Raw genomic sequence first — 26,038 nt, forward strand, 5'->3', positions numbered from 1 at the left:
GGTCCTACGAGCTGCGACGAACCTCGAGCTGCTCGCCGACGGTGACGGTGTGCGCTTCGGTCACGCAATCCAGGCGTCCGTCGAGACGCAGGGAGACGTTGTATTCACCCTGCTTGAGGTTGAACGTGGTGATGGTGATGCCGGTGGCGTTCTCGCCCACGATCACGCGCTGGCTCAGCGACAGCATCCCGTTGTGAAGAACTTCGCACATCTGACCCGGCAGAACGTTCTCGACGTGAACGGTGATGGCCTTCGGTCCGCCGACAACCTCGATGGTGGGCTCCGGCGTGCTCGATCCGACGAGTCTGAGGTAACTCTTGTCTCTGCGCACGGCCTCGACTTCCCTGTTTGTGTACTCCACCCTGAGGTGAACGCCCGACGTGGTCTCAACGGTAGTTCGTGGCGCGGTTGAAGACGGATTGGTTTCACACGCCGTCATCGGCCTCGCCCCGAGCCTCTCTTTACATCGAGGGCCGAACCGTCCGCGTTACGAACCCGCCTCCGACCAGCCCACCCACAGCCGCGCACATCCAGGGAATCTCGATGTCACCGGTCAGAACATACCCCCCGGACCGCGGATCTGCGAGCGGACTGATCGAACCGATATCTTTACGTATCTTTGCACCCTGTAATCCGCGTACGCGCCGTCCGGCTAGTGAGGTCTGTCCGTTTCCTCGAAGCCGAGCAGTTCGGCCTTCTCGGCGGCGAGCTCGGCGTTGTGCTTCCGACGCTGGTGCCCTTTGACACCGAGCGCAGCGGCCGTTGCTCCCAGAGCCGCTCCGGCGGCCACGCCGATCCAGGTCGACACACCGACGTCACCGCCCTGAACGAGCAATCGCACCAGCACACCACCGAAGCCCACGAGATACAGAACGCCGACGATCGCCATCCGCGGCCGCCGAAGCTTCTGCACCGTGTACATGTCGACCCCCCGAGCCCGGGCATACCCGATGACCACGAAGGCGACAGTGAGGAGCGCGACGATGATCCCGATCGCAATCCACGCCCCGGTGACTCCCGCCGCGTAGGGCAGGATCGCCGCGGCGACGAGTCCGATCCACAGCAGCGACTGGAATCCGACGGCCGAGGCCTCGTTCCAGGCGTCGCGTTGGAGTTCGTCGGTGTAGAACTCGTCATCGAGGTCGCCGACGAATCGAGCGGCTCTGACGAATGCGCTCATGATTCTTCCTCTCCTTCGTCTCCGAACAGTGTCTCCACTGTCGTATCGAGTGCGCGGGCCAATCGCAGCGCCAGGTAGACGCTCGGCGCATAGTCGCCGCCTTCAACGGAGACGATGCTCTGACGGCTCACGCCGCAGATGCTGCCGAGTTCGGCTTGGGTGATGCGTGCCTGTTTGCGATGTGCACGAACGTTGTTCGTTCCGGACATACATGAAAGTCAACTCTGCTTATCATTTTTTGTCAAGCCTGCTTGTCATTTGAAGGCATTTACGTCTGCGTAACGCGGGAAACAGACTCGTCACCGCAGAAAATACCAACGCAATACGCGGCCTTTACTGTTCGCAATCGCGAATACAACTCCGTATACAAAACTTCCGAAAGGGCCGTAGATGCCTGCTGTCTCGAAGCGCATGTCCGTCAAGCGCGTCATGGTCGTTCCCGCAGCGCTGGCTGCATTGAGCCTGGTCGCCACCGCATGCGGGAGCAAGGCCAGCGACACCACCTCTGCCGACGGCGGCGGCGGTTCTGCCACCTCGTGTGTCGACACCTCCGGTGACACCATCAAGGTCGGCTCGCTCAACTCCCTGTCCGGCACCATGGCTATCAGCGAAGTGACCGTTCGCGATTCGATCGCACTGGCCGTCGAACAGATCAACGCGGCCGGCGGAGTCAACGGCAAGCAGATCGAGATCGTCGCCGAGGACGGCGCATCCGAGCCGACGGTGTTCGCCGAGAAGGCGGAGAAGCTGATCAGCAGCGACTGTGTCGCAGCGGTATTCGGCGGCTGGACCTCGTCGAGCCGTAAGGCCATGCTGCCCGTGTTCGAGGACAACGACGCTCTCCTCTACTACCCGGTGCAGTACGAGGGACTCGAGGCGTCGAAGAACATCTTCTACACCGGTGCCACCACCAACCAGCAGATCATTCCGGCGCTGGACTACCTGAAGGAGAAGGGCGTCAAGTCCCTCTACCTGGTGGGCAGCGACTACGTCTTCCCGCAGACCGCCAACCGCGAGATCAAGGCATACGCTGCCGCGAACGGTATCGCGATCAAGGGTGAGGACTACACCCCGCTCGGTTCGACGGATTTCTCCACCATCGTCAACAAGGTGCGCTCCGCCGACGCCGATGCGGTGTTCAACACCCTCAACGGCGATTCGAACGTCGCGTTCTTCCGCGAGTACACCAACGCCGGCCTCAAAGCTGCTGACATGCCGGTCATCTCGGTCTCCATCGCCGAAGAGGAAGTCGCCGGTATCGGTGCGGCCAACATCGAGGGTCAGCTGACCGCCTGGAACTACTACCAGACCGTCGACACCCCGGAGAACAACAAGTTCGTCGCCGACTACAAGGCGAAGTACGGTGCCGACAAGCCGACCTCGGACCCCATGGAAGCCGCGTACACCTCGGTCTACCTGTGGAAGAACACCGTCGAGAAGGCCGATTCCTTTGCCGTGGCCGACATTCAGGCTGCGGCCGACGGCGTCAGCTTCGCCGCTCCCGAGGGCGAGGTCGTCATCGACGGGGACAACCACCACATCTCCAAGACCGCTCGCATCGGTGAGATCCGCCCCGACGGACTGATCTACACGGTGTGGGAATCCCCCGAAGCGATCGCACCCGACCCGTTCCTGGAGACCTACGACTGGGCCGCCGACCTCAACTGACCACCACCCATGTGAGTGGAACTTCGTAGCCTGCTACGAAGTTCCACTCACATGCTCCGAAGGAGCTCCCCTATGGACGTCGTGATCGGACAGTTGTTCACCGGCCTGTCGATCGGATCCATTCTTCTCCTCGCCGCCCTCGGGCTCTCACTGACATTCGGTCAGATGGGCGTCATCAACATGGCGCACGGCGAGTTCATCATGGCCGGCTCGTACACGGCCTACGTGGTGCAGCAGATCGTCTCCACCGGCGGTGCATCACTGTTCATCTCTCTGATCGTCGGCTTCCTCGTCGGCGGTGCAATGGGAGTCTTGTTGGAGGTCACGCTGATTCAGCGCATGTACCACCGACCACTCGACACCCTGCTCGTCACGTTCGGCGTCGGGCTCATCCTGCAGCAGCTCGCTCGCGACATCTTCGGAGCACCCGCGGTCAACGTCGTCTCCCCGGGATGGCTCAGCGGCGGCGTCGACATTTTCGGTGCCGTGGTTCCCAAGACCAGAATCTTCATCCTCGTGCTCGCGATCGTCGCCGTTCTCGCACTGTCGGTGGCACTGAAGAAGACCGCAATGGGTCGACGCATCCGTGCGGTGGTGCAGAACCGTGATCTCGCGGAGACCTCGGGTATCTCGAGCCGTAGGACGGATATCTCGACGTTCTTCCTCGGTTCCGGTCTCGCCGGTGTCGCGGGCGTCGCGCTCACCCTGATCGGTTCCACCAGTTCCACTGTGGGACAGAGCTATCTGATCGACGCCTTCCTGGTGGTAGTGGTCGGCGGACTCGGCCAGATCAAGGGTGCGGTCATCGCGGCCTTCGCCCTCGGGATTCTCAACTCGTTCATCGAGTACAGCACCACGGCCTCGATCGCCAAGGTCATCGTGTTCGTGCTCATCGTGATCTTCCTGCAGGCCCGCCCGCAAGGCTTGTTCGCCGTCAAGACAAGGAGCCTGGTATGAGCGAGTTCATCGCCAAGCGCGGTGCCCTACTGGGATTCGCGCTCGCCGCGATCCTGCTGTTCGCCGTCGCTCCGGCCGTTCTCAGCGACTTCCGGCTGAACCTGCTGGGCAAGTTCATCTGCTACGCGATCGTGGCCGTCGGTATCGGATTGGCCTGGGGCCGAGGCGGAATGCTCACTCTCGGTCAGGGCGTCTTCTTCGGCATCGGGGCCTACATCATGGCCATGCATCTGAAGATCTCGGACGCCGATCTCCGCGGCGACGACGTACCGGACTTCATGTCGATCGCAGGCATCCGTGAACTGCCGTCGTACTGGGTGCCGTTCACCTCACCGATCACCACGATCCTGGGCATCCTGTTCCTGCCGGCCCTGGTGGCACTGGTACTCGGTCTCGGCGTGTTCAAGCGTCGGGTCAAGGGCGCGTACTTCGCGATCCTCAGCCAGGCACTCGCCGCCGCGTTCGCGATTCTGCTCATCGGTCAGCAGACCACGGGCGGCTCCAACGGCCTCAACAGGTTCCGCACGTTCTTCGGGTTCAATCTCAACGACCCCGCGAACAAGCAGATGCTGTTCTTCATCGCCGCAGGCGTACTGCTCGTGGTCGTCGCCATCACCCGCCAGCTCATGTACTCGCGCTACGGCGAACTGCTGGTCGCGGTGCGGGATCAGGAGGAGCGCGTGCGGTTCCTCGGATACGACCCCGCCAACGTCAAGATCGTGGCCTACGTGGCCGCGGCGTTCTTCGCGGGTCTCGCAGGCGCACTGTTCGTTCCGATCGTCGGCATCATCTCCCCCAACGACGTCGGCATCGTCCCGTCCATCGCGTTCCTCATCGGTGTGGCGATCGGCGGTCGCACCACCCTGCTCGGCCCGGTCCTCGGCGCGCTCGGCGTCGCCTGGGCTCAGACCACACTGTCCGAGCAGTTCCCGTCGGGCTGGACGTACGCGCAGGGTCTGCTGTTCGTGGTGGTTGTCGGGTTCTTCCCCGCCGGTATCGCGGGACTGTTCGCGCTGCGCAAACGAAAGCAGGAATCCGAACCGGTTCCCGAACCGAGCGAAGAGCCAGAGAAGGAACTGACGCGATGATTCATGTCGAAGGTCCGCAACCCACGTTCGGCGGCAACGCCGGCATGTCGAGTCAGTATCTCGAAGTACGAGATCTGACAGTCAGTTTCGACGGTTTCAAAGCCAACACCAACGTCGACCTGACGCTGATGCAGGGCGATCTGCGCTTCCTCATCGGGCCCAACGGTGCAGGCAAGACCACGCTGATCGATGCCATCACCGGCCTCGTCCCGGCCACCGGCTCGGTCACCAAGTCCGGGGTCGAACTGCTCGGCAAGAAGGTGCATCAGATCGCCCGCCTCGGCATCGGCCGAACCTTCCAGACCGCCAGCATCTTCGAGAATCTGACGGTATTGCAGAACCTGGATATCGCCGCGGGTTCCGGTCGGTCCGTGCTGACGATGCTGCGTCGTCGAGGATCGGTACTCCCCCAGATCGAGGAGGCCCTCGAGACCACCGGCCTGACGGCCGAGCGCGACAAGCCTGCGGGAATTCTCGCGCACGGGCAGAAGCAGTGGCTCGAGATCGGAATGCTGTTGGTGCAGAACGCCGACGTGCTCCTGCTCGACGAGCCGGTCGCAGGCATGAGTCACGAGGAGCGCGAGGAAACCGGCCAACTGCTGCAGCGCATCGGTGGTGAGCGGACCGTCGTCGTCGTCGAGCACGACATGGACTTCATGCGTATGTTCGCCACCTCGGTGACGGTGTTGGCTGCCGGACGTGTTCTGGCCGAGGGCACGGTGGCCGAGGTACAGGCAGATCCGAAAGTCCAAGAGGTCTATCTCGGCACCGCAGCGGCGGGCGAGGAACTCGACCAGATCGCAGAGGAAGGAGCCGACCATGCTTGAACTGGTGGATGTGCGTACCGGCTACGGACGCAGCGAAGTGATTCACGGTGCGTCGCTGACGGTTCCGGCCGACGGTGTCGCCGCGGTCATGGGACACAACGGCGCAGGCAAGACCACTCTGCTGCGGGCTGCGGTGGGGTTGCTCAAGGTCAACTCCGGCAAGGTCATGTTCGACGGCGAGGACGTGAGCGCGTTGCGTCCCAGCGCCCGTGTCGCCCGCGGACTCGCGTATGTGCCGCAGGGTCAGCAGTCTTTCGGCCAGTTGACGACGGCCGAGAATCTGCAGGTCGTCGCCGACGGTCGCAAGCGTGGCAAGGCACTCGTCGACGAGGCACTCGATCTGTTTCCGGCGTTGAAGGAGTTGCTCGGTCGCAGAGCGGGATTGCTATCGGGTGGTCAGCGCCAACAGCTCGCGATCGCACGAGCACTGATCACCGAACCGCGGATGTTGATTCTGGACGAGCCGACCGAGGGCATTCAGCCGTCGGTCGTCGCCGAGATCGAACGCACCGTCATCGAACTCACTCGACGCGGAGGATTGGGAGTGTTGTTGGTGGAGCAGCACATCGGCTTCGCCCTCGAGTCGGCGCAGAACTACTACATCCTCGAGGCCGGCCGCATCACGTCCACCGGCGTGGGCGGGAGCGAGTCCGAGGCGGACGTCCGCGCAGCCATGGCGATCTGACCGGACCCATCGTGCCGCGCAAGGACCTTCGCGAGAAGGTCTATTCGTCACTGCGCCGGGATCTGATCTCCGGTGCCATCAGCTCCACCGAACGGCTCGGCGAGGAGCGTCTCGCCGAGCTGTACGGTGTCTCACGCACACCGGTGCGCGAGGCGCTGGCGCGGCTGCAGGCCGACGGCCTCGTCACCCGCGACGAGGCCGGCCTGCACGCCTATCGCCCCCGGATCGGCGATCTCCCCGATCTCTACGAGCTCCGGTCGACTCTCGAAGCCCGGGGCATCACCCGATCGATGTCGCACCCGGTCGATCGGTCGTCGTTGTCGCACCTGTTGGACACCTGGATCGGTTTGCGGGCCGACCCACCCGACACCACCGACGATCTGGTCTCGCTCGACGAGAACTTCCACGTCACCTTGTTGGCTGCCTCGGGCAACCCTGCTCTGACCGAGGCACTGTGCACCGTGAATGCCAAGGTGCGTCCGGTTCGGATACTCGGCGGACTCACCGCCGCAGCCGTCGTCTCGGCGATCGATCAACACATCGACATCGTCGAACGTGTCCTCGCCGGGACCTTGGACTCGGCACTGGAACTGCTACTGGCACATATCGATTCCTCACGCGACCTGGTGGTCGAGCGGGCCGAGCAAGCTGCGGCGCTGGCGGGTGCAGTCCGGATGTGACTCGGATCAATTCTCCGAGAGAATCCGATCGATGTCGTCGAGCACGGTCTGTCCGCCCTTGGGTCCGACGCCGGTGATCCAGTACGACAGGTCCACCGCGTGTGGATTCGGCAGTACGGCCGCGTTGGCGGTGATCGACTCCGGTATCGCTGCGGGGTCCGACGGGTCCGAGGCGGTGACGACGATCAGATCCGCGGCCGCCTGAGCTGCCAGCTCGGGCGAGAGGTCGACCGAGATCTCGTCGGCCCATTCCGGCCTCGGCGGGGTGGTGAAGCCTGCGCACTCGAGCGTGCTCCCGGCGAACGACGTCGGCCCGTAGAGGGTCAGTTCGCCCGCGCGGGGGCGGATCAACTGTGCCGTTTTCCCAGCGGTGTCGTGTTTCTCGGCGATCTCGGCACACCGATCGTCGTACGCGGCGAGCAGTTGCTCCGCAGTGTCCTCCTTGCCGAGAGTGCGTCCGACGAACCGGACGTTGTCGCGCCACGGATCGGATTGGGAGGCCATGAACACCGTCGGCGCCACGGCGGCGAGTTGGTCGTAGTACTCGGCATGCCGAGTCTCCGTGCCCAGGATGAGATCCGGTTGCAGAGCCGCGATGTCCTCGATGGTCGGTTCGGCAACGGTGCCGACGGTGGCGATGTTCGCGGCTTCGGTACCGAGGTACGACGGCACGCCGCTCGCCTCGCTGAGCACCGCGGTCCCGACGGGTACGACGCCGAGGGCGACGGTGGTGTCGAGTTCGACCGGCTCGAGCGTGACGATGCGCAGCGGGTTCTCGGGAACCTCGACCGTTCCCCGGACGGTCTCGACCGAGCGCGTCGCGCCGCCGTCGGCGTCGGAGGTGGCCTCGGTGGACGAACACGCCGTCGCAGCCGCACCGAGGGCGACGGCCAGAGCGAGGGTCATGATGCGGTTGTGAGACTTGGTCAAGGGTCCTCCGTGGCTGCATTGTCTGGAATCACAAAGAGGCTAGCCTATCCTTTGTCGACCCGGTGACGCCCGGCCGTCCAGTGGGTACGGTGTGGCTGTGACCACACCACGCATTCCGTCCGGTACCGCCAGAACCCTCGGGCCCGTCAACTGGGTCATCTGCAAGGTGATCGCCAAAGGTGCGGGGGTGCCCAATCCTCATCTGTTCACCACCCTCGGGCGCACCGGCGGACTCTATCGGGCCTGGCTGTTCTACAGCGGGCACCTGATGCCGGGCGGCAAGATCTCCCGCAAGGAAACCGAGATGGTGATCCTGCGCGTGGCTCACCTACGAGAGTCCGCCTACGAGATGGACCATCACATCCGGCTGGGCAAGCGGGCGGGCATCGACCGCGATCTGCTCGAGCTGATCAAGACCGGACCCGACGCACCAGGCCTGTCGACGCGGTATCGGACCATTCTGACCGCAGTCGACGAACTGGTCGCCACGAAGATCCTCTCCGACGCGACCTGGAACGAACTCGCCACCCAGTTCGACGAGCGCAGGCTCATCGAATTCGTCCTGCTGGTCACCCAATACGACGGGCTGGCAACCACTCTCGCGACCCTGCGCGTCGAACGCGACTACACCGAACGGTAGAAGGTGTCCGCCGACCGCCCGATCCCCACCTCGCGTACCGCACGGGGTGCCGCGCTGGGACGCGCAGCGGCCGGCCAGGCGGTCCGCACCGCGGGAGCCCGCATGTCGATGGTCGGACGGTCCGAGGCGGTGCGCGATCGGATCTCGGAGAAAGCCTCGATGCAGGCAGCCGATCAGCTGGTGACCGTGCTCGGCAGTATGAAGGGCGCAGCGATGAAGCTGGGCCAGATGTTCTCGGTACTCGATCCCGCCCTGGTCCCCGAGCACCATCGACAACGGTTCCAGGACAAGCTCGCCGCACTTCGCGACCGAGCCCCGGAAGTCGACTTCGATGCGATGCGCGCCGTCGTCGAAACGGATCTGGGCGACACCGTCGCCAACCTCTTCGCCGAATTCGACCGAGATCCGATCGCCGCCGCCTCGATCGGCCAGGTCTACCGTGCTCGCCTGCACGACGGCCGAGTCGTCGCCGTCAAGGTCCAGTACCCAGGAGTCGACGACGCGGTGCGCGCCGACATGAAGAACCTCGCACTGTTTCTGAAGTTCTGGCGCAGCGCTCTTCCCGCGGTGGCCGAGCCGGAGCTCGTCGAGGAATTGCGTCTGAATTTCGAACGCGAACTCGACTACCTGGAAGAGGCGCGCACCCAATCGATCCTGGCCGATCGATTCCGCAACCACCCGTTTCTCGCTGTGCCCGACGCGATCGAGGGCATGTGTACCCGCCGAGTTCTCGTCACCGAGTTCTTCGACGGCATCGCGTTCGATCGAATTCGGTCACTACCCGCCGCCGAACGCGATCGCATCGGCGAGATCGTCTACCGCTTCTACATCGGTTCGCTCTATCGGTACGACGAATTCTGCGGTGATCCGCATCCGGGAAACATGTTGCTCGGCAACGACGGTCGCGTCGGGTTCATCGACTTCGGCCTCTTCAACCGCATGCGACGAGAGCACGTCGAGTTCGAGCTCGACTGTCTGAGGATGGCGTCGGAAGAACGCGGCGAGGACCTGCTCGCCGCGATGATCGCCCGGGGTATCGTCGACGCCACCGCCGGCGTCACCGCGGACGAATGCCTGGAGTACGTCTTCGCGGCGTCGGAATGGAATCTCGTCGATCGGGTCATGACGGTGACACCGTCGTTGGCGTCGAGTGGGCTGATGCTCGCGATCGACCCACGCGGTGGACAGTTCACCGGAATGAAGCGGCAGAACCTTCCTGCCGAGCACCTGTTCTCCCGTCGAGCCGATTTCATGACATTCGGCGTTCTGGGGCAGCTCGAGGCGACGGCCAACTGGCACGGAATCGCTCGCGAATGGATCTACGGCGACGCCCCGGTCACCGAACTCGGTGTTGCCGAGTTGCGGTGGCGGGGCGAGCAGAACCGCTGACGCTGCGCAGCTACTTCGTCACCCCGGCGCGCTTGTTTCCCGCCGACCGGCCGAGCCGACCGAGCGGGGCCAGAATGTCTTGATACCGCGGACCGACGAGTCGCGGAATCAGATCGAAAACGCGGGCGTCGGGGCCGATCAGAACTCGCGGCTTGTTCTTCTCCACTCCCGCGAGGATCACCTTGGCGGCCCTCGTCGGTGTGGTCAGCGCGATCTGTTGGAATCGACGCGAGGCTTCGTCGGGTGTGCCGAGGTCGTCCATTCCGCGGGCGTTGGCCACGATGTTGGTCTTGATGCCGCCCGGATGCACGCACGTCACTCCGACGGGGTGTCGAGCGATCTTCATTTCCTGACGCAATGCCTCGGTGAATCCCCGAACGGCAAATTTCGCGGAATTGTAGGCACTCTGACCTGGAATGCCCATCAGGCCGAACACGCTGGAGACGTTGACGAGGTGACCCTCACCCGACTCGATCAGGGCAGGCAGAAAAGCCTTGGTACCGTTGGCAACTCCCCAGAAGTCGATGTTCATGACCCACTCGAAATCGTCCCAGGTCATGTCGACCACATCGGCACCCAACGCGACGCCGGCATTGTTGGCGACGAAATTGACGCGTCCGAATTCGCTCAGCACTGCATCCGCGTGCGTGTGGACGGCGGACCGGTCCGACACGTCCAGCTCGTACGTCACCGTGCGGGCTCCGACCTTCTCGCACAGAACGAGGGTTTCGCCGAGTCCTTCGCCGTCGATATCGGACAGCGCAAGCTGCGCTCCACGCTCCGCCAGATCGAGCGCGAGGGCGCGACCGATCCCCGAACCGGCACCGGACACGACGGCGACCTTGTTCTCGAAATTCTTCATATACGCACTTCTTCCACATTCTCGCTGTCGGTTCCTGCTCCGGTCGGGAGCAGGAATTCGTACTGTGCCGGATCGAATTTCCTTGTGCGAAGCCAGTACTGCCAGGTGAATCCGGGCCACACCGTCCGGTTGGCACCGTGCGAATCGAGGTACCAACTGGTGCAGCCGCCCGTGCTCCATACGCCCTTGTTCAGCTTCGCCTGGATCTCGGCGTTGAAGCGATCCTGTGTCTGCTGCCGAACCGTCACCGCGTCGGCGGCACTGGACCGGACGAAGTCCATCACCGAGAGGGCGTACCGGATCTGTTGTTCGATCATGAACACCACGGAGTTGTGCCCGAGCCCGGTGTTGGGACCGAGCAGGAAGAATGCGTTGGGGTATCCCGCGGCCACGATTCCCAGATGAGTCTCGATTCCGTGTTCTTGCCAGTGCTGCACCAGCTTCCGGCCACCGATACCGGCCACGTTCAGACCGTCGAACCCGTCGGTGACATGGAAACCGGTGGCGTAGATGATGACGTCCACCTCGCGTTCGGTCCCGTCTGCGGCGACGATCGACCGTTCGCGTACCTCCGCGATCGAGTCGGTGATCACGTCCGTGTCGGGCCGAGTCAACGCCCGGTAATACGTGTTGGATCCGAGCAATCGCTTGCACCCGATGCGATAGTTCGGGGTCAATTTCTTGCGCAGCTCCGGATCCGATACCTCTCGCTCGATGAACCTGCGTGCAGCTGCCTCGACCGGACGCAGGAGATTGGAATGCCCGTTGAGGCCTATCGCGAGAGACTCCGCAGACCAGTAGATCGAATTTCGGAACACCTTGCGCGCCAGCGCCGATCGACGAAAGAGCCGTCGGAGACCGGTCGGGATGTCGAAATTCCGCCTCGGGAGTACCCACGCGGGAGATCGTTGATACAGGTGCAGTTCGCCGACGGTCTCTGCGATCTGCGGGACGAACTGCACTGCGCTCGCACCGGTTCCGATGACCGCCACTTTCTTGTCGGTCAGATCCACCTCGTGATCCCACCGCGCCGAGTGAAAGGCCGTGCCCGTGAACGACTCGATGCCCGGCAGCTCCGGAGTGTTGGGAACGTGCAGCGCTCCGATGCCGGAGACGATGAACTGAGCGACGTATTCGTCACCGTTCGTCGTCGTGATGTGCCATCGGTGCTCGTTCTCGTCCCAGAAGCCACCGTCGCACTCGACACCGAATCGAATGTTGTCGTCCAGGCGATACTTGACCGAGAGCTGTTGTAGATAGCTCAGGATCTCCGGTTGGGCAGACCACATCTGCGACCACTCGGGGTTGGGCTCGAACGAGTACGAATACATGTGCGAGGGGACGTCGCACGCGCAACCCGGATAGGTGTTGTCTCGCCAGGTGCCCCCGACGGACTGTGCCTTCTCCAGAACGAGGAAGTCGTCGCGACCGCGGGTGCGGAGCGAGATCGCCATCCCCAACCCGGAGAAGCCACTGCCGATGACCAGAACCCCGGTGTGATGGACCGTCATCGCCGATCCTCCGAGGGCACGACGCCGGTCATCCTCCACAACACAGCGGTGATCGTCCCCTCGAGCAACCCGGCCGACTCGAAGAACGCGACGGCACTGGCGGCATCCCGCCGTCTGAGCGCGGCCCGCCGGTGACGGGACGCGAGCGCACCACGAAGCGGACTCATCCCGACGGCTCGGTACACCTCGAACGAGACACCGAGACGGAGAATCGCGTTCGCAAGAATAGCCAGCAGAAATCGGTTGTACGCACGGACGATTCTATTCGATCCCTGCTGGGCCGCAAGCACTTCCGATCGAGCGGAAGCGAAACGGCCGACACTCTCGAGTCGATGCAATTTCACGGCCTGGCGAACATGGGTTTCGATACCCGGGTCGGTCACCGCGCCCTGCATCGACCGCGCGAAGGTCTCTTCGACCAGCAGGATCGACGCATGCGACGCCGCACCCAGAGGCAGGAATCCCAGCAGTTTGACGGCCGTCGTCGTTCCCCTCGGGGGCCTGTACGGTGGGAGAGCCGTGGCACGAACGAGTCGCCCGAAGGTGATCGTGGTGCGCGAACTTCCGGCCACCTCCTCGAGAGCATTGCGACATGCCTCGGTGTTGAGACCGTCCTCCGCTACGCGCCTGAGCTGATTCCCGGTCAACATCGCGGTCAGGTACGCGACGGTGCTCCATCTGCTCACTGCCTCGTGTAGAGCAAGGGTGCGACGACTCTCGTCGGACAGCCTCTCCCACCGGCGTGTTCCGTACAGGGTCACGGATTCGAGGGGAAGCGCGAATTCATCGCTGCCCCAGGACGATTCCCAATCTATGTCGACATGCGGATCGTACTGTACAGCGGATGAGCGTGCGGTCATGCCAGATCGTCCGGCATGGCACGGGTCATCTTCCACAGGCGACTGGTCACCACGCCCTCGCACATGCCGGCCTCGGCGAAGAAACGGATCATCGGTTCGGAGAAGAACTGCATGTTGGTCTTGTAGGTGGGACTCGCCATCGCGGTCACGATCCCACGAATCGGATTGATTCCGACCGATCGGTACACCCGGGGATTGATCAGTGCGATGTACGTGAAGTTGGCAACGGTCGCCAGGATCACCCGATGGATCGCGCGATTGATCCGGTTCGTCGCCTGCATCGACCGCACCATTTCCTCGCGGGCGTACGTGATGTGCCGAGATTCCTCGATTACGTGGATTCGCATCATCTGGCGCAGGTGAGGCTGCATCTCCGGATCGTTCTGCGCCTCTCGCTGCGCACGATCGAGAACCTCCTCGATGAGGAGCGTCCCGCCGTAGGAGGCAGGACCGAGCGGAAGGAACTGCGCGATCTTCGAGACCAGCAGACCCGCTTTGGGCATCGTGTACGGCTTCAAGCCGGTCTTCTCGATGAGCTTGCCGAACATGATCGAGTGCCGTGATTCCTCGCCGACCTCGGCTATCGAGTACATCGAATGATCGGAGAACGTGCCCTTGCCGAACACCCGGAGCAGGTTCGCACTGAGAATGCCCTCGGCGTAGATCCCGAACGACAGAATGCTGACGATCTCGTGCCGTCCCAGTTCGCGACGCTGTTCTTCGGTCAGTTTGTCCCACAACTTGGTTCGGTACAGCGAGATTCGGTGCTCGGGCATCCAGCGCATACCGTCGACCATCGGCGCATCCCAATCGATGTCGACCTCGCCGTCGTAGAACTTGTTGGCTGTCGACTTCAGCAGACGACGGGCCGTCTTGTCACGAGGCCCGACCGTCCGGGCCCGAGTGGCGGCCAAGTCTTCGGTGGCCAGCACCGTGCGTCCCGACGCCCCCACGCCACTCCCCCGTTCATCGACAATTGCACGCTTCACAACCGATCCCCCTCGCGATCGATGACGCCCCCGCGACTTCTCGAACCGAACTCGCGGTAGCCAGTACCGGCGGTAGTAGGTAATGTATTCAGTGTGGTTCGAGTCACCGGACGTGTCAACCCCGAAGATGGTCGACCCTCGTCCCATTGCAAGAAGATCGATGCACGCACCGAACGGTGGCGCGAGCACCGACTTCAGGTGCGACGAGACTTGGTCGCCGCTGCGCTGATCGCGATCGACGTACACGGTCCCAACGTGAGCATGGGCGATATCGCGAAAGCCGCCGGCACGGCCAAGCCCAAGCTGTATCGGCATTTCGCCGACCGATCCGATCTGCATGCGGCGATAGTCCAGCACGTCCAGGACATGCTGTGGGATCGAATCATGAGCACCGTCAACCTCTTCGAGGATTCGGTCGCCGATCTGATCGATCACGGCATTGCCGGTTACGCGGCAGTGGTCACCGAACACCCCAATCTGTTTCGGTTTCTCGTGCACGGCCACTTCTTGGCTCGGACCGGCGACCGTCGGACCACGGGCGGCTCTGCGGGCGACCCGGCCCTGGATTCGGCTCGTGCCGCATCGAACACCGTTGCGCAATTGTTGGCCAACGCCATACAGGAACCAGCAGTGGACGATTCGACCGTCGAGATGGTTTCCTATTCGACGTTCGGCGCGGTGGCGACCGCGACGGACTGGTGGCTCGGCAGCTCCGACGATCACGAACCCGCCATGACGATCGACCAATTCACCGCCCATCTGGCCGCCATCGTGCGCGGACTCGTCGAGTCCGCGTGCGCACTCCTCGGAGTTCGTATCGAATCCGATCAACCCATGCACGTCGCGTTCGTTCGCGACGAGGAGGAACTGACCTGTGAGTGACCTATCCGGTAAGCCCGATTACCGCGGCCCGGCGACTCTTGCCTTCGAAGCTCCTCCGGCCGAATTCGACGTCGAAATCGATCTGCGCGGACATTCCCAACCCATCGACGGCATATTCCGTTGGTACGGACGCGTCCGCCCACACGAAGAACTGCAGGAGTTCATGGAGGCCGCGGCCAGTAGCCGCAAGGGCCTGCTGAGCACCGACAGCGGCACTGCGTCCGTCACGGTGGGCGACGTGGACTTCTGGGGTCGATACCGGCTGCAGGGCAAGGGAAATCCGCCCTACCCGCTCGAACCGGATGACGATCCGGACGACACACCGACCGCAATCACACCCACTGCAATCACACCCTCTGCCGAAGACCGAGCGCTCGGCCGAGCTGCGGCACTGCTCGAACCCGAATTCCGCGCGAGCGCGGACACGACCGAGGGCTACGTGGAACTGCTCGGCGGTACGCCTGCGCCGTCACCGACCACCGCGAGCAAGGCGATGAACAATCGCCTGGTTGCCTCGATCTACGAAAAGCTCTGGCGGCCCGCCGGTATCGCCATGATGGGGGTCGGTGGCCTGTCCATGTCCGCCGAACGTGCCAAGGCCGCCTCGGACCTGCGACTGACCGGCGACATGACGGTGCTGGACGTGGCATCGGGACCGGGAAACTTCACCAGGAACCTGTCGGAGCACCTGAGCGGAGACGGCATCGCCATCGGATTCGACATCTCGGGGCAGATGATTCGCCGCGCCGTTCGAGACAACCGCGGGCCCCACGCCGCGTACATGCGCGGTGATGCGCAGTCACTACCGTTCGCCGACAACACCTTCGACGCCGTGTGCTGCTTCGCCGCCCTGTACCTGATCCCGAACCCGCTGACCGTGGTCGACGAACTCGTCCGGGTGCTCCGGCCGGGTGGTCGAATCGCGATCATGACGAGCTACGGCCGTGAGACCGCTCCGGTGCGGTCGGTGGTGGGTGCAGCGTCGGGGCGTATCGGGGTCCGCATGTTCGAGAAGGAGCAGTTCACGTCGATCTTCGAGGCATGTGGGATGACCGAAATCGAACAGGAGGTGCGCGGGCTCGCCCAGTTCGTCAGCGCCACGAACGCTTCCTGACCCCGGGTCAGGTCTTGGGGCCGTAGTCGCTGACGATCCACTGACCGTCCTGCTCGGTGACCGTCACGAGCAGGAGGTTGGGCACCTTGCCGGGGTCCGGTTGCTGCACGTTCTGCGTGGTCTGCTGCGCGAACACCGCCACTTTGTACTCGCCTCCGGACTCGGAATCGATTGCGGCAGAGAGTACCTCGCCGTTGGCGACCACCTGGGACTCGTTCATGATGGCAGTGAGGGCCTCACGAACTCCGCTGTAGCGATCCTGCAGGGACTGCGATGCGCCCTGGTCGACGCCGTCGAAGAACGCGTCGAGGTTGCGGTAGTCGTAGGTCAGCGACCGCGCCGTGTAGTCGGTGGCGGTGTTCAACGCCATCTGTCGATCCTGATCGTGCGCACGCTCGTCGGCCAGATCGCCTGCTGCGGAATGCCACAGCACTCCGAACACCGCCGCGAGCGCGATGCCCGGTACCGCGGCAGCGACCACGGACCACCGAATGCGGCGACGTCGGGGGGTCTCGGCGGACACCGGTGCTTCCTCGGTCCGGGATTCTTCTACTTCGACCATGAGGGGGTCACTCCAATCAATTCGGAATTTCTACGGAAAGCCTCGCCGGCCCGCCGGGAGGGAAGACGGTCTGCATCACGTCGACGATCGAGCCTGCGTCGATCCGCATCGGCTTGATCGGTGCGGTGTACGGCTTGAGCAGTGTCGCTATCAGTGCGAGGTCGGGCGACAGCGGTGTGAGGTACTGATCGATCTTCGGCCCGATCTTGCCGAGCGGATCGTCCCAGACGTCCGCGCCGACGTACGAGTAGTCGTTGAAGCCCTCGAGCAGGTTTGCCACACCCGAACCCGTCGCGCCGACCCACGGTGCCGCGTCGGTCATCACCGGACCGTATCCGTAGGCGAGGCGCCCACCTTGTTGCGCATTGTCGTACAGGCGACGAATCTCTCCGCTCTTGTCCCGCAACGTCGCTGCGAGGAATCGGAATGCCTCCACGAGACGATCGATATCCGAACCACGGCCTTCGACGGCTGCCGACGCGGTATCGGTCAAACCCCTCAAGGCATTCGTATCGAGTTGCGAGGCGAGCGAATCACCCAGGCTGAGGGCCTCGCTGACGGTGACCGACGGGCGTACGTGATCGCTGCCGAGGACATCTCCGTCCGTGAGATACGGCCCTCCGACGCTTCGAGGCCGAAGGTCGAGGAACTGCTCGCCTGCTGCGGACAGGTTCGCCACCACGACCTCGGAGTCGGTCGGTATACGGTTCGCGGCGTCGAGCGCGAGTGTGACGTCGAGGCCGCCCGGCACCACCGCGATGGACTCGACCCGGCCCACCTTGATGCCTCTCGAGGTGACCTGCGAGGTATCCATCAGCCCGCCGGAGGATTCCATGTGCACCACGACACGATCGATCGTTCTGGTCGGGTTCACGTCGAGCACGCCAACGACCAGGTACCCGATGCTCGCAACGGTCATGGCCGTCAGTGCCACGAGGGAGACGAGTGTTCCCCGCTTCATCGGACGATACCGATGCCGCGCAGGATCCCGATCATGTCGTCGGCCAATGCGCCGGCCCCCTGATCGGTCGACACCGACCGCACCGCAATGTTCGGAGTGGACTCGAAGTACGGGATGAGGCGCTCGCGCAAGAGGGTGTTCGCTTTCTCCATGTTCATGGGCACCGTGGTGTCTGCGTTCGAGATCGTGATCAATGCAGGCGCGATGATGTCGATGGCACCTCTGAGTTCCGGATACGGGCCGGCGAGAACGTCACCGACGTTCTGCGACATGTATCCCAGCATGAAGATCATGTGTACGACGCTGAACAGGACCTCGGACAACCCGTCCGATCGTCTCGGGCCCAGCTCGAGAACACGCTCGACGCCGTCACGTTGCGTCACAACGGTATTCGACACACTCTCCGCCGCCGCGAGTATCCGATCGATCTCGCCGGTGTTGTCGCCGATGTCGGTCAGCGCAGCCCGAGCGGCGGAATTGATCTTGTCGACCTGGGCAGGGTCCGGAGGAATGGCCGCATTGACGTTGTTCACCGCCTCCTGCAGTTCCACATAGTGACCGCCGGTCACGATGTTCGACAATCCTCGCAGCACGTCCTCGACGTTGTCTGCCGGTACCGTCCGCTCCATGGGAATAACGTCACCGTCGCGAAGATAAGGCCCGCTCGAACTCGAACCCGCACTCGCGTTCACGTCGGACGGCGGTTGCAGCGAGATGTAGATCTCGCCCAGGATCGACGACTGTCGAAGCTCGGCGACGGTATCGGTCGGCAGCTGAACATCGGCCGACAGATCGACGGTCGCGACAGCGGTCGAACCGACGAGGTCTACTCGGTCGAGAACGCCCGCATCGACACCCTCGACGATGACCTTGGCCTTCTCCGGCAGATTCAGGACACTCGCGAACTCGATTCGCAGAGTGTATTTGTCACCCGACACATAACTTCCCGGAATCGGCAGCTCCGCTGGGTCGACGCTGCACGCCGACAGGGCTGCGACACAGCACAGCCCGATCACCGCGCGCCTCATCGCCATCCCGCCGAACCGAGTACCAGCTGCACCAATCCCACGTCGATGACATCGCCTCGTTGCTGATCGGCCGAACACGTCGGGCGGTACTTGTTGAGCAGAGCGCAGACCTCGTTCGGCGAGTTGGTGTCGATCTCGAACTGTGGCGGGTGATAGATCAGGCGCCCGCTCTTGGAATCGTTGTCGTACATCGTCATCAGGTTCTGCCCTACGGTCGGCACCTGCTCGAGAATGTCCTTGATATCGCCCACTCGCCCGAGCAGGACGTCGACCACAGGGGCCGCCTGGTCGAGAAATGCGTAGACCTTGTCGTCGTACTTCGCGACGTTGCGCGCGAGTGGCGGCATGAATTCGGTGGTCAAAGCGACCGTGGTCCCGAACGACTGGGTGAACTCCGACAGCGTGATCATTCCCCGCTTCAGGTTGTCGAGTAGCTTCGCCACCTCGGGCCAGCTCACCACGAACGTGTCGATCAGGCCGTCGAGATTGTCGATCAGGCGTCGCACGGTGGTGTCTCGGTCGGCCGGATCGCCGACCAGCTGGGCCAACTGCTGGAGGCTCTCGTTCAGCTGGGCACCGGACCCACGGAGCGAACCGTCGACCGAACGAAGTGTGTCACCCAGGACTTCGTCGTGCTTGCCGTCGGCGTCGGCCGGGCCCAGCAGATCAGCAGTGAGGCCCGATACGGCATCGAGAGTATCGCTGATTCCCAACGGAGTTCTGGTGCGCTCCAACGGAATGCACTGCGCGCGATCGAATTCGGCGCCGCCGGTGTAGGGCTCGGTGAATTCCACGTGCCGGTCGGTGACGATCGAACTGGACAGTGTCACGGCACCGACTTCCGCAGGCAACACGAGGCTGTCGTCGACATCCATCGTGACCATCACGGAGGCGTCGGTGTTCTCGATGTGCGTCACCGTCCCGACGACCACACCCAACATCATGACCGAATTGCCCTCGTACAACCCGACCGTATCGGTGAACTCGGCGCACACCGACGAGCTGCTCGCCCCGGAATCGATGACGGCGGTCGCCGACGCGACGGAACCGACGAGAGTGATCACCACAGCCGCTGCCACAGCGACCTTCACGATTCTGCGCCTCATCAGCACGCCTTCCCCGGCAGCGGAATGCAGACACCGACACCGACGACCGTGTCCTGCGACTGATCGATCACCGGACCTTGACCGCCCCCGATCAGTGCGGCGAGACCGTCCGTACTCTGCTTCATGGTCGTGATCGCCCCGTCGAAATCACCCAACTGCGCGAAGAGCTTCTGTGTGATCTCCTCGAGCTGGACGATCGACGGCTCTAGCCCCTTCTCGAATGCGACCACAGGCCGATGGAAGAGCTTGAACATCCGCCCGAGCAGGTCGAAGGCATTGACCACTTCTGCGCGCTTGTCTCCGAATCCCTTTGTCAAGGTGCCGAGTTCGTGAACCAGCTCCACGAGCATCACTCGATCGGCTGCCAACGCGCCGACGTACTCGTCCGACACCACGAGCCCACGTTCGAGCTGTTCGGAGCGGGTCGCGATGACGTCGGTGAGCGAAGACAGATTGTCCACGATGGCACGGGTCGACTGCGGCTGCGTACTCACTGCCCGGTCCAGTTCTGCCACGGTCTGTCGCAACGTCGGTCCGTCGATATCGCGGACCAACGGAGTTGCCTGCTGGATCGCGTCGGACAGCTCGTACGGAAGCGCGACCCGCTCCGACGGAATCGGTGCCGAGTCGAGCGCGCCGTCGCCATGAGAGCTGAGCATCACGTAATGACCGCCGATCGGCGTGAGCAACTTGACCGTCAGCGTCGATGCGTCCCCCACGAAAACGTCCGATCGAACACTGAATTCGACATCGACGTGATCGCCCGCGAGCTCGACCGAGCGCACGGAGCCGACGGGAATTCCGGCGATCCTGATTTCGTCACCGGGCTTCACCCCTGCGGCCGAGCCGAACTCGGCGGTGTAGGTGCGATCGCCGAACGGAACCGTGTACAGAACGGCCGCGACGAGGAGGAGTACCAAGGAGAAGGCGACACCGACTGCACCCCAGAAGAAATGTGTCTTGTTCTCCGACTGCTCGTCACGAACGCCCCGGCGCAGCACGCGTTTCATCGACACACCACCAAATTCTGTCCGCCGAGCACGATCTGCCCGATCCCCGGGATATCTTGTTGGCCCTGACTACACGTGTAGGTCTTGGCACCCGGCGCGGGAATACTCGCGTTGAGGCCGGTCAACAATGCGGGGGCAAGGGCGAGCATCTCGGTCACCTGTTCCGTCTGCGGAAGCATTCGCCGCAGCGCTCCGTCGACCGGCGCATAACTGTTGTCGTACGCGCTTTCCAGTCCCTCCATCAAACCGACCAACGGTGTGAGCCCGTAGTTCGCCTGATCCAACGAGGCCAAGACCCCGTCCATCTGTGTACTGAGCTTGGACACGAGACCGTGTAGTTGTTCGAGCAGGTCGGCTACGGAGGAGGACTGGCCGCCGATCGAATCCGAGATCTGGCCGAGATTGTCGATGAGCAGGCCGATGATCGACTCCCGTTGAACCGCGAACTGGGTGATGCGGTCCACGTCGCGGAGCACCGGACCCAGGCCGGACCCGTCGCCCTGCACCATGCGCAGAATGTTCTCGGTGAACTGATTGAGCTGTGCGGTGTCGAGCGTGTCGAAGATCGGTTTGAATCCGTTGAACAGCGTGGAAATATCGAACGACGGGATCGTGCGATCCACCGGGATCGTCTCACCCGACGCCAGGGGAGCACCGGTAGCCGCATCCTTCTGGATCAACTCGACGTAACGCTGGCCGAGAAGGTTCTGGTAGCGGACAGCTGCCTGAGTGTTCGCGAAAATCGGTCGCCTGTCCTCGATTTCGAATCCGACGCGCGCAATGCCTCCGTCGAGGTCGACCGAGGAGACCTTGCCGATCTGTACCCCGGACATGCGCACATCGTCGCCCACGTACAGACCCGATACGTCGTCGAACTCCGCGCCGTACGACGACAGCGGACCACCGACCGGGGTACGGAGTGCAGCCACGATGATCACGGCGCACACCGCGGTCACCGTGAAGAAGACGAGCAATTTGAGCACAGGTCCGGTTACCTTCTTCACCCGTTCGCCTCCTCGTGCGCGGCAACGGCTCCGGCCAGATTGGGCATGGTCCGAACTATCAGGTCGAGCTGGAGTTGAGGCTTGCCGTCGACGATGGGGAATGCATCGGAAATGCCGTCGATCACCTGCGGGACCCTGTTGTAGCTGGGCGCGAACGTGCCGATCGATGCCGTGATCGGCACCAGCAGATCGAGCACGGTCGACAGAAGCGGAGTCAGGTTCGGATTGTTCTTCTTCAGCAGGTCGCCCACCGGAACCATCAGCTGATCGCTCAGACCGTCGTTGGCCGCGATGGTCCTGGCCCTGTCGGCGGGCGCTTCGACGTACGCACTCTTGTCCACCACTCCCACCACCAGATCGAGAAGAGGTGGAATCAAGTTGGCGATACCGTCACCGAGTTCCGCCCCTCGGTGCAGCTTCCAGGCGAGCGGATCGATCTGATTGTTCGCCATCATTTGCGCAGTATCGAAGTACGGCTTCAGGTTTCGACTCACCTCGACGGACGTGTTCGCGATGAGATCGAGAAGGTTCTGCACTTGTTCGGAGTCGAGCACCTCGGTCAGTTCGGCGACTCGCCGGAACACTCCGGTCACCGTTGCACCGCGCAGTTCGCTCGACACTGCCAGGGTCGAATTCGAGGCGAGTGGATTGCCGGTACCGTCGGATACCAATTCGATTGCAGTGGAACCGAATACGTTGGACGAGGAGAACTGGGCCTGCATGGTGTCGGTCAGCTCGCCCGCCTGGCTCGGGTCGATCTCCAGTTCCAGCCTCTGATGGCCGAAGCCGACGGTCTCGATGTGGTCCACCGTGCCGATCGACAGGCCCCGGAACTTCACCTCCGAGCCGGGGGTGAGACCGTCGCCGACCGACGCCGCGTCCAGCGTGAGTTCGAAGGGCGACTCGAAGGTACCCCGCGCGTACGCGGTGAGGCCGCAGGCGAGAACGGCAGCGGCGACAGCAACCGCCAGTCCGCGCATGCGAAGGGTTGCAGGACCGGCCGATCGACCGGTCAGATCATCGAACACTGCCATCTCTACCCCGAAATCCTTATCCCCGAGTCGAATCCCCACAGAACCAAGGTCATGATCATGTCCAGCACCACCACCGCGACGAGGCTGGCTCTGATGGCGCGGCCCGACGCTCGCCCCACACCTTCCGGACCGCCCGAGGCGTAGTACCCCTGGTAGCCGTGGATCAGAATGATCGTCACGACGAACACAGCAGCCTTGAGCAGGGAGAACAGCACGTCGATCGGTTGCAGAAAGGCACTGAAGTAGTGGTCGTAGGTGCCGGAGGACTGTCCACCGACGACCCGGACCACGAACGCGCACGACAGGTAGCTCAGGATCAGCGTCAGGAGATAGAGCGGCACGATCGTGACGATTCCCGCGATCACCCGGGTGGTCACCACGAACGGCATCGACTGGATTCCCTGAGCTTCGAGGGCGTCGATCTCCTCGGAGATCCGCATTGCGCCGATCTCGGCCGTCATCCGACATCCTGCTTGCGTCGCGAACCCGATGGCCGCGATCATCGGGGCGAGCTCACGAGTGCTGGCGTACGCGGAGATGAAGCCCGTCAGCGGCTCCATCCCCACCATGCCCAGTGAATTGAACCCTTCGATTCCCACGGATGCACCCACCGCGACACCCAGGACGACGAGAACCGACACCGTTCCGCCACCGACGATCAGTCGTCCACTGCCCCAGGTGATGTCACTGAGGATCAGCAGCATCTGACGTCGGTAGGCACGAACCGTGTGAGGTATCGCCACGAGCACCTTGACGCAGAACGTCAGCTGATGGCCCAGCATCTCGAGTACCTCGAACGGCTTACGTCCGAGATATCTGGCACCGCGGGTCAGATGAGCGGTGCCGTGCACTGTGTATCGAGAAGGAGTGGCCACGTCAGCCCAATCTCTGCGGCATGAACATGGCGACCAGCTGGGTGATCACGACGTTGACCGCGAACGCCGACACCACACCGAGCACCACGGACGCATTGACCGCGTTGGCCACCCCGCGAGGACCGTGCGAGGCGGACAAACCGCGGTGGCACGCAACAACGATGACGATGACCCCGAATATCTCGGTCTTCACCAGGGCGACGACGAGGTCCGCAACCGAGGCGAAGCTCGCGAACGAGCTGATGTAACTGCCGGGCGTGCCACTCTGGAAACCGACGTTGATCGCGTAGCCGGCGGCCAGACCCATGAAGATGATCAGAATGCACAGAAACGGTGCCACCAGGAGGATGGCTGCCAGCCGTGGCGCGACGAGCCTGCGCACCGGGTCGATTCCCATCGTCGACAAAGCATCGATCTCGTCGCGAATGGTGCGCGCCCCCAGATCGGCTGCGACCGCCGACCCTGCGGCACCGCCCAACAACAGAGCCGCGACGATCGGTGCCCCTTGGCGGATCACCCCGAGACCACCTGCAGCACCTGCGATGGACGTCGCGCCGATCTGATCGGTGAGACTGCCGACCTGCACGGAGACGATGACGCCGAACGGAATCGACACCAGTACCGCGGGGACGACCGTGACGGTGACGACGAACCAGGCCTGGTCGACGGTGTCACGCCACGGATGCCGCAACGTGGCGATGTCACGTACGAGGTGAACGAAGGCCAGCACGCCCAGCTCCAACGTCTGGCCGAACGTCCTGAATCCACCGGAAACCCCGTCGCTGACGCGTGCGAGCGTCGATACCGGCGACGACAATTCCCCACCCCCCACACTCGTGTTCATGGCGACTCCCCCGCGCCGAAAACGAAAAGTACCAGCCGGCAGTCGACCAAGTGACGTTTTCCTCACTTACCGACCTATGAGAAATCACAGACTTCGGCCGGGCTGCCTGAGGTTCCGTTGCGACCGAGCGCTCGGGTGCGCGCAGCGTCGTACGGGCGTCGCGCGCCTCCAGTACGGACCGCTCGCCCCGCTTTACTGATACTTTGGATTCTCATCGACGCTGGGAGAAAAGATTGACAAGCGCTCCGGATCGCACCCGCATCGAATTCCCCGACATCTCTTCTCGCACGTGGGAACACCCGTCGGATCGAGCTGCGCTGGTCACCCTGCGCACCCTCAAAGGTTTCGACACCGTTCTGCGCACGCTGTCCGGGCTGCTACGCGAACGGCAGCATCGCCTGATGTACCTCGCCACAGCGGTACGCGTCGACGAGCGCCAGTTCAAGGACCTCAACGACCTGCGCACCGACTGCGTGAACATTCTCGGTGCCGAGGAGACACCCGAGTTGTTCGTCGTGCAGTCACCGATGGTCAACGCGTTCACCATCGGAATGGACCGCCCGTTCATCGTGCTGACCACGGGCATGCTCGACATCATGACCTACGAGGAGCAGCGTTTCGTCGTCGGTCACGAGCTGGGCCACGCGCTGTCCGGGCACGCGGTGTATCGCACCGTGCTCATGCATCTGATGCGGCTCGCCGGCACGGTCGGCTGGGTTCCGGTGGGCGGCTGGGCCCTACGCGCGGTCATCGCAGGATTGATGGAATGGCAGCGAAAGTCCGAACTATCCGGTGACAGAGCAGGTTTGCTGTGCGGACAGGACGTGCACACCGCGATCCGCGTGCAATTGAAGCTGGCCGGCGGCGCACGCATCAGCGAAATCGACGTCGATGCCTTCCTCGCTCAGGCCGCCGAGTACGAGGCCAGCGGAGATCTGCGCGACGGCGTACTCAAGCTGCTCAATCTCGAACTCCTCTCGCACCCGTTCTCGGTGCTCCGCGCCGCAGAGTTGAAGAAGTGGGTCGACGACGGCGAGTACGCGGCCGTACTTCGCGGCGACTACCCACGCAGGTCCACCGACCACGAGGCCAAGGTCTCGGAGGAGTTCCGTAACGCAGCGCGCACGTACAAGAACAACTTCGACACCTCCGAGGACCCGCTGATCAAGACGGTGCGAGACATCGGAAGTGGCTTCACCGGAGCCGTCGACGCCGTCGGCAACGGAATCGGCGACGTGGCGTCGGACATCAAGGGACGCTTCGATCACTGGCGAAAGTCGTAGCGCCGGAGCAGGACCCAAGAACGACGAGGGCGGCGACCACCGAAGTGGTCGCCGCCCTCGTCGTCGTTC

General features: G+C 63.3%; 28 protein-coding genes. 11 read left to right on the plus strand and 17 right to left on the minus strand.

Annotated elements, in window-relative coordinates; all coding sequences use genetic code 11:
- Positions 1-4 precede the first annotated feature (4 nt).
- The 3 genes from CH274_RS27450 to CH274_RS27460 form a co-directional block, all read right to left on the minus strand.
- Positions 5-331, minus strand: a complete 327-nt coding sequence (locus CH274_RS27450) for a hypothetical protein (RefSeq protein WP_045200962.1) — start codon at positions 329-331, stop codon at positions 5-7.
- Positions 332-652: 321 nt separating this feature from the next.
- Positions 653-1,180: a hypothetical protein gene (locus CH274_RS27455; RefSeq protein WP_094629766.1), complete on the minus strand. Its 528-nt coding sequence runs from the start codon at positions 1,178-1,180 to the stop codon at positions 653-655.
- Positions 1,177-1,389 carry a helix-turn-helix transcriptional regulator gene (locus tag CH274_RS27460; RefSeq protein ID WP_032393826.1) on the minus strand — a complete coding sequence of 71 codons (213 nt, stop codon included), beginning with the start codon at positions 1,387-1,389 and terminating at the stop codon, positions 1,177-1,179. The genes CH274_RS27455 and CH274_RS27460 overlap by 4 nt, the downstream gene beginning before the upstream one ends.
- A gap of 181 nt (positions 1,390-1,570) precedes the next feature.
- Here CH274_RS27460 and urtA point away from each other — a divergent pair, with 181 nt between their 5' ends.
- From urtA to CH274_RS27490, 6 genes are all read left to right on the plus strand, one after another.
- Positions 1,571-2,848 carry an urea ABC transporter substrate-binding protein gene (gene urtA, locus CH274_RS27465; RefSeq protein WP_094659454.1) on the plus strand — a complete coding sequence of 426 codons (1,278 nt, stop codon included), beginning with the start codon at positions 1,571-1,573 and terminating at the stop codon, positions 2,846-2,848.
- Positions 2,849-2,920: 72 nt separating this feature from the next.
- Positions 2,921-3,805, plus strand: coding sequence for an urea ABC transporter permease subunit UrtB (gene urtB / locus CH274_RS27470; RefSeq protein ID WP_032393824.1), 885 nt, complete (start codon positions 2,921-2,923; stop codon positions 3,803-3,805).
- Entirely contained in the window at positions 3,802-4,893 is a 1,092-nt protein-coding gene (gene urtC, locus CH274_RS27475) for an urea ABC transporter permease subunit UrtC (RefSeq protein ID WP_032393823.1), read from the plus strand. Before urtB ends, urtC begins: the two co-directional genes overlap by 4 nt.
- Positions 4,890-5,720 carry an urea ABC transporter ATP-binding protein UrtD gene (gene urtD, locus CH274_RS27480; protein WP_032393822.1) on the plus strand — a complete coding sequence of 277 codons (831 nt, stop codon included), beginning with the start codon at positions 4,890-4,892 and terminating at the stop codon, positions 5,718-5,720. The genes urtC and urtD overlap by 4 nt, the downstream gene beginning before the upstream one ends.
- Positions 5,713-6,405: an urea ABC transporter ATP-binding subunit UrtE gene (urtE, locus tag CH274_RS27485; protein ID WP_032393821.1), complete on the plus strand. Its 693-nt coding sequence runs from the start codon at positions 5,713-5,715 to the stop codon at positions 6,403-6,405. The genes urtD and urtE overlap by 8 nt, the downstream gene beginning before the upstream one ends.
- A gap of 11 nt (positions 6,406-6,416) precedes the next feature.
- The gene (locus tag CH274_RS27490; RefSeq protein ID WP_094629769.1) at positions 6,417-7,085 is read left to right on the plus strand and encodes a GntR family transcriptional regulator; all 669 of its coding nucleotides are present in this window, start codon (positions 6,417-6,419) and stop codon (positions 7,083-7,085) included.
- A 6-nt stretch (positions 7,086-7,091) separates the two neighbouring features.
- Here CH274_RS27490 and CH274_RS27495 read toward each other — a convergent pair whose 3' ends face one another.
- The gene (locus CH274_RS27495) at positions 7,092-8,015 is read right to left on the minus strand and encodes an ABC transporter substrate-binding protein (protein ID WP_373453949.1); all 924 of its coding nucleotides are present in this window, start codon (positions 8,013-8,015) and stop codon (positions 7,092-7,094) included.
- A 91-nt stretch (positions 8,016-8,106) separates the two neighbouring features.
- On the opposite strand from CH274_RS27495, the gene CH274_RS27500 reads away from it, so the two are divergent.
- Both CH274_RS27500 and CH274_RS27505 read left to right on the plus strand, forming a co-directional pair.
- Entirely contained in the window at positions 8,107-8,655 is a 549-nt protein-coding gene (locus tag CH274_RS27500; RefSeq protein ID WP_094659456.1) for a carboxymuconolactone decarboxylase family protein, read from the plus strand.
- A 3-nt stretch (positions 8,656-8,658) separates the two neighbouring features.
- On the plus strand, positions 8,659-10,044 hold the full coding sequence (locus CH274_RS27505) for an ABC1 kinase family protein (RefSeq protein ID WP_094659457.1): 1,386 nt from the start codon (positions 8,659-8,661) through the stop codon (positions 10,042-10,044).
- 10 nt (positions 10,045-10,054) lie between these two features.
- On the opposite strand, the gene CH274_RS27510 is transcribed toward CH274_RS27505, so the two are convergent.
- From CH274_RS27510 to CH274_RS27525, 4 genes are read right to left on the minus strand one after another with little or no spacing between them, the layout of a single operon-like run.
- A complete protein-coding gene (locus CH274_RS27510; RefSeq protein ID WP_094659458.1) occupies positions 10,055-10,906 on the minus strand; it encodes an SDR family NAD(P)-dependent oxidoreductase in 852 nt (283 codons plus the stop codon).
- Positions 10,903-12,417 (minus strand): flavin-containing monooxygenase, encoded by a 1,515-nt coding sequence (locus tag CH274_RS27515; RefSeq protein WP_094659613.1) that lies wholly within the window; start codon positions 12,415-12,417, stop codon positions 10,903-10,905. Before CH274_RS27515 ends, CH274_RS27510 begins: the two co-directional genes overlap by 4 nt.
- Positions 12,414-13,277 carry a diiron oxygenase gene (locus tag CH274_RS27520; protein WP_045198816.1) on the minus strand — a complete coding sequence of 288 codons (864 nt, stop codon included), beginning with the start codon at positions 13,275-13,277 and terminating at the stop codon, positions 12,414-12,416. The genes CH274_RS27515 and CH274_RS27520 overlap by 4 nt, the downstream gene beginning before the upstream one ends.
- On the minus strand, positions 13,274-14,230 hold the full coding sequence (locus CH274_RS27525; protein WP_373453955.1) for an AurF N-oxygenase family protein: 957 nt from the start codon (positions 14,228-14,230) through the stop codon (positions 13,274-13,276). Before CH274_RS27525 ends, CH274_RS27520 begins: the two co-directional genes overlap by 4 nt.
- A gap of 234 nt (positions 14,231-14,464) precedes the next feature.
- Here CH274_RS27525 and CH274_RS27530 point away from each other — a divergent pair, with 234 nt between their 5' ends.
- Complete coding sequence (locus CH274_RS27530) at positions 14,465-15,148, plus strand: TetR/AcrR family transcriptional regulator (RefSeq protein WP_256993714.1); 684 nt, start codon at positions 14,465-14,467, stop codon at positions 15,146-15,148.
- Positions 15,141-16,262, plus strand: coding sequence for a DUF4873 domain-containing protein (locus CH274_RS27535; RefSeq protein ID WP_094659459.1), 1,122 nt, complete (start codon positions 15,141-15,143; stop codon positions 16,260-16,262). Before CH274_RS27530 ends, CH274_RS27535 begins: the two co-directional genes overlap by 8 nt.
- Positions 16,263-16,269: 7 nt before the next feature.
- Here CH274_RS27535 and CH274_RS27540 read toward each other — a convergent pair whose 3' ends face one another.
- From CH274_RS27540 to CH274_RS27580, 9 genes are all read right to left on the minus strand, one after another.
- On the minus strand, positions 16,270-16,785 hold the full coding sequence (locus tag CH274_RS27540) for a hypothetical protein (protein WP_141214787.1): 516 nt from the start codon (positions 16,783-16,785) through the stop codon (positions 16,270-16,272).
- Between the two features lie 55 nt (positions 16,786-16,840).
- Positions 16,841-17,785 carry an MlaD family protein gene (locus tag CH274_RS27545; RefSeq protein ID WP_094659460.1) on the minus strand — a complete coding sequence of 315 codons (945 nt, stop codon included), beginning with the start codon at positions 17,783-17,785 and terminating at the stop codon, positions 16,841-16,843.
- Positions 17,782-18,819, minus strand: a complete 1,038-nt coding sequence (locus tag CH274_RS27550) for an MlaD family protein (RefSeq protein WP_094659461.1) — start codon at positions 18,817-18,819, stop codon at positions 17,782-17,784. Before CH274_RS27550 ends, CH274_RS27545 begins: the two co-directional genes overlap by 4 nt.
- Complete coding sequence (locus tag CH274_RS27555; RefSeq protein WP_141214788.1) at positions 18,810-19,919, minus strand: MCE family protein; 1,110 nt, start codon at positions 19,917-19,919, stop codon at positions 18,810-18,812. The genes CH274_RS27550 and CH274_RS27555 overlap by 10 nt, the downstream gene beginning before the upstream one ends.
- Positions 19,919-20,929 carry an MlaD family protein gene (locus tag CH274_RS27560; protein WP_045200954.1) on the minus strand — a complete coding sequence of 337 codons (1,011 nt, stop codon included), beginning with the start codon at positions 20,927-20,929 and terminating at the stop codon, positions 19,919-19,921. Before CH274_RS27560 ends, CH274_RS27555 begins: the two co-directional genes overlap by 1 nt.
- A complete protein-coding gene (locus CH274_RS27565) occupies positions 20,926-21,933 on the minus strand; it encodes an MlaD family protein (RefSeq protein WP_032393813.1) in 1,008 nt (335 codons plus the stop codon). Before CH274_RS27565 ends, CH274_RS27560 begins: the two co-directional genes overlap by 4 nt.
- On the minus strand, positions 21,930-22,967 hold the full coding sequence (locus tag CH274_RS27570) for an MlaD family protein (protein WP_032393812.1): 1,038 nt from the start codon (positions 22,965-22,967) through the stop codon (positions 21,930-21,932). Before CH274_RS27570 ends, CH274_RS27565 begins: the two co-directional genes overlap by 4 nt.
- 2 nt (positions 22,968-22,969) lie before the next feature.
- Positions 22,970-23,749 carry an ABC transporter permease gene (locus tag CH274_RS27575; RefSeq protein ID WP_094629802.1) on the minus strand — a complete coding sequence of 260 codons (780 nt, stop codon included), beginning with the start codon at positions 23,747-23,749 and terminating at the stop codon, positions 22,970-22,972.
- 94 nt (positions 23,750-23,843) lie between these two features.
- A complete protein-coding gene (locus CH274_RS27580; RefSeq protein ID WP_094659462.1) occupies positions 23,844-24,686 on the minus strand; it encodes an MlaE family ABC transporter permease in 843 nt (280 codons plus the stop codon).
- A gap of 233 nt (positions 24,687-24,919) precedes the next feature.
- On the opposite strand from CH274_RS27580, the gene CH274_RS27585 reads away from it, so the two are divergent.
- Positions 24,920-25,969 (plus strand): M48 family metallopeptidase, encoded by a 1,050-nt coding sequence (locus CH274_RS27585; protein WP_094659463.1) that lies wholly within the window; start codon positions 24,920-24,922, stop codon positions 25,967-25,969.
- Positions 25,970-26,038 lie beyond the last annotated feature (69 nt).

This window comes from Rhodococcus sp. 06-418-5 (genome assembly GCF_002258285.1).
Lineage (GTDB): Bacteria > Actinomycetota > Actinomycetes > Mycobacteriales > Mycobacteriaceae > Rhodococcoides.

Coding starts and splice junctions, on each gene's coding strand:
- CH274_RS27515 (WP_094659613.1), bottom strand. CDS start 12,417: ATGACGGTCCATCACACCGGGGTTCTGGTCATCGGCAGTGGCTTCTCC.
- CH274_RS27520 (WP_045198816.1), bottom strand. CDS start 13,277: ATGACCGCACGCTCATCCGCTGTACAGTACGATCCGCATGTCGACATA.
- urtC (WP_032393823.1), top strand. CDS start 3,802: ATGAGCGAGTTCATCGCCAAGCGCGGTGCCCTACTGGGATTCGCGCTC.
- CH274_RS27570 (WP_032393812.1), bottom strand. CDS start 22,967: ATGGCAGTGTTCGATGATCTGACCGGTCGATCGGCCGGTCCTGCAACC.
- urtE (WP_032393821.1), top strand. CDS start 5,713: ATGCTTGAACTGGTGGATGTGCGTACCGGCTACGGACGCAGCGAAGTG.
- CH274_RS27580 (WP_094659462.1), bottom strand. CDS start 24,686: ATGAACACGAGTGTGGGGGGTGGGGAATTGTCGTCGCCGGTATCGACG.
- CH274_RS27575 (WP_094629802.1), bottom strand. CDS start 23,749: ATGCTGGGCCATCAGCTGACGTTCTGCGTCAAGGTGCTCGTGGCGATA.
- CH274_RS27545 (WP_094659460.1), bottom strand. CDS start 17,785: ATGAAGCGGGGAACACTCGTCTCCCTCGTGGCACTGACGGCCATGACC.
- urtB (WP_032393824.1), top strand. CDS start 2,921: ATGGACGTCGTGATCGGACAGTTGTTCACCGGCCTGTCGATCGGATCC.
- urtA (WP_094659454.1), top strand. CDS start 1,571: ATGCCTGCTGTCTCGAAGCGCATGTCCGTCAAGCGCGTCATGGTCGTT.
- CH274_RS27460 (WP_032393826.1), bottom strand. CDS start 1,389: ATGTCCGGAACGAACAACGTTCGTGCACATCGCAAACAGGCACGCATC.
- CH274_RS27555 (WP_141214788.1), bottom strand. CDS start 19,919: ATGAGGCGCAGAATCGTGAAGGTCGCTGTGGCAGCGGCTGTGGTGATC.
- CH274_RS27550 (WP_094659461.1), bottom strand. CDS start 18,819: ATGGCGATGAGGCGCGCGGTGATCGGGCTGTGCTGTGTCGCAGCCCTG.
- CH274_RS27560 (WP_045200954.1), bottom strand. CDS start 20,929: ATGAAACGCGTGCTGCGCCGGGGCGTTCGTGACGAGCAGTCGGAGAAC.
- urtD (WP_032393822.1), top strand. CDS start 4,890: ATGATTCATGTCGAAGGTCCGCAACCCACGTTCGGCGGCAACGCCGGC.
- CH274_RS27510 (WP_094659458.1), bottom strand. CDS start 10,906: ATGAAGAATTTCGAGAACAAGGTCGCCGTCGTGTCCGGTGCCGGTTCG.
- CH274_RS27455 (WP_094629766.1), bottom strand. CDS start 1,180: ATGAGCGCATTCGTCAGAGCCGCTCGATTCGTCGGCGACCTCGATGAC.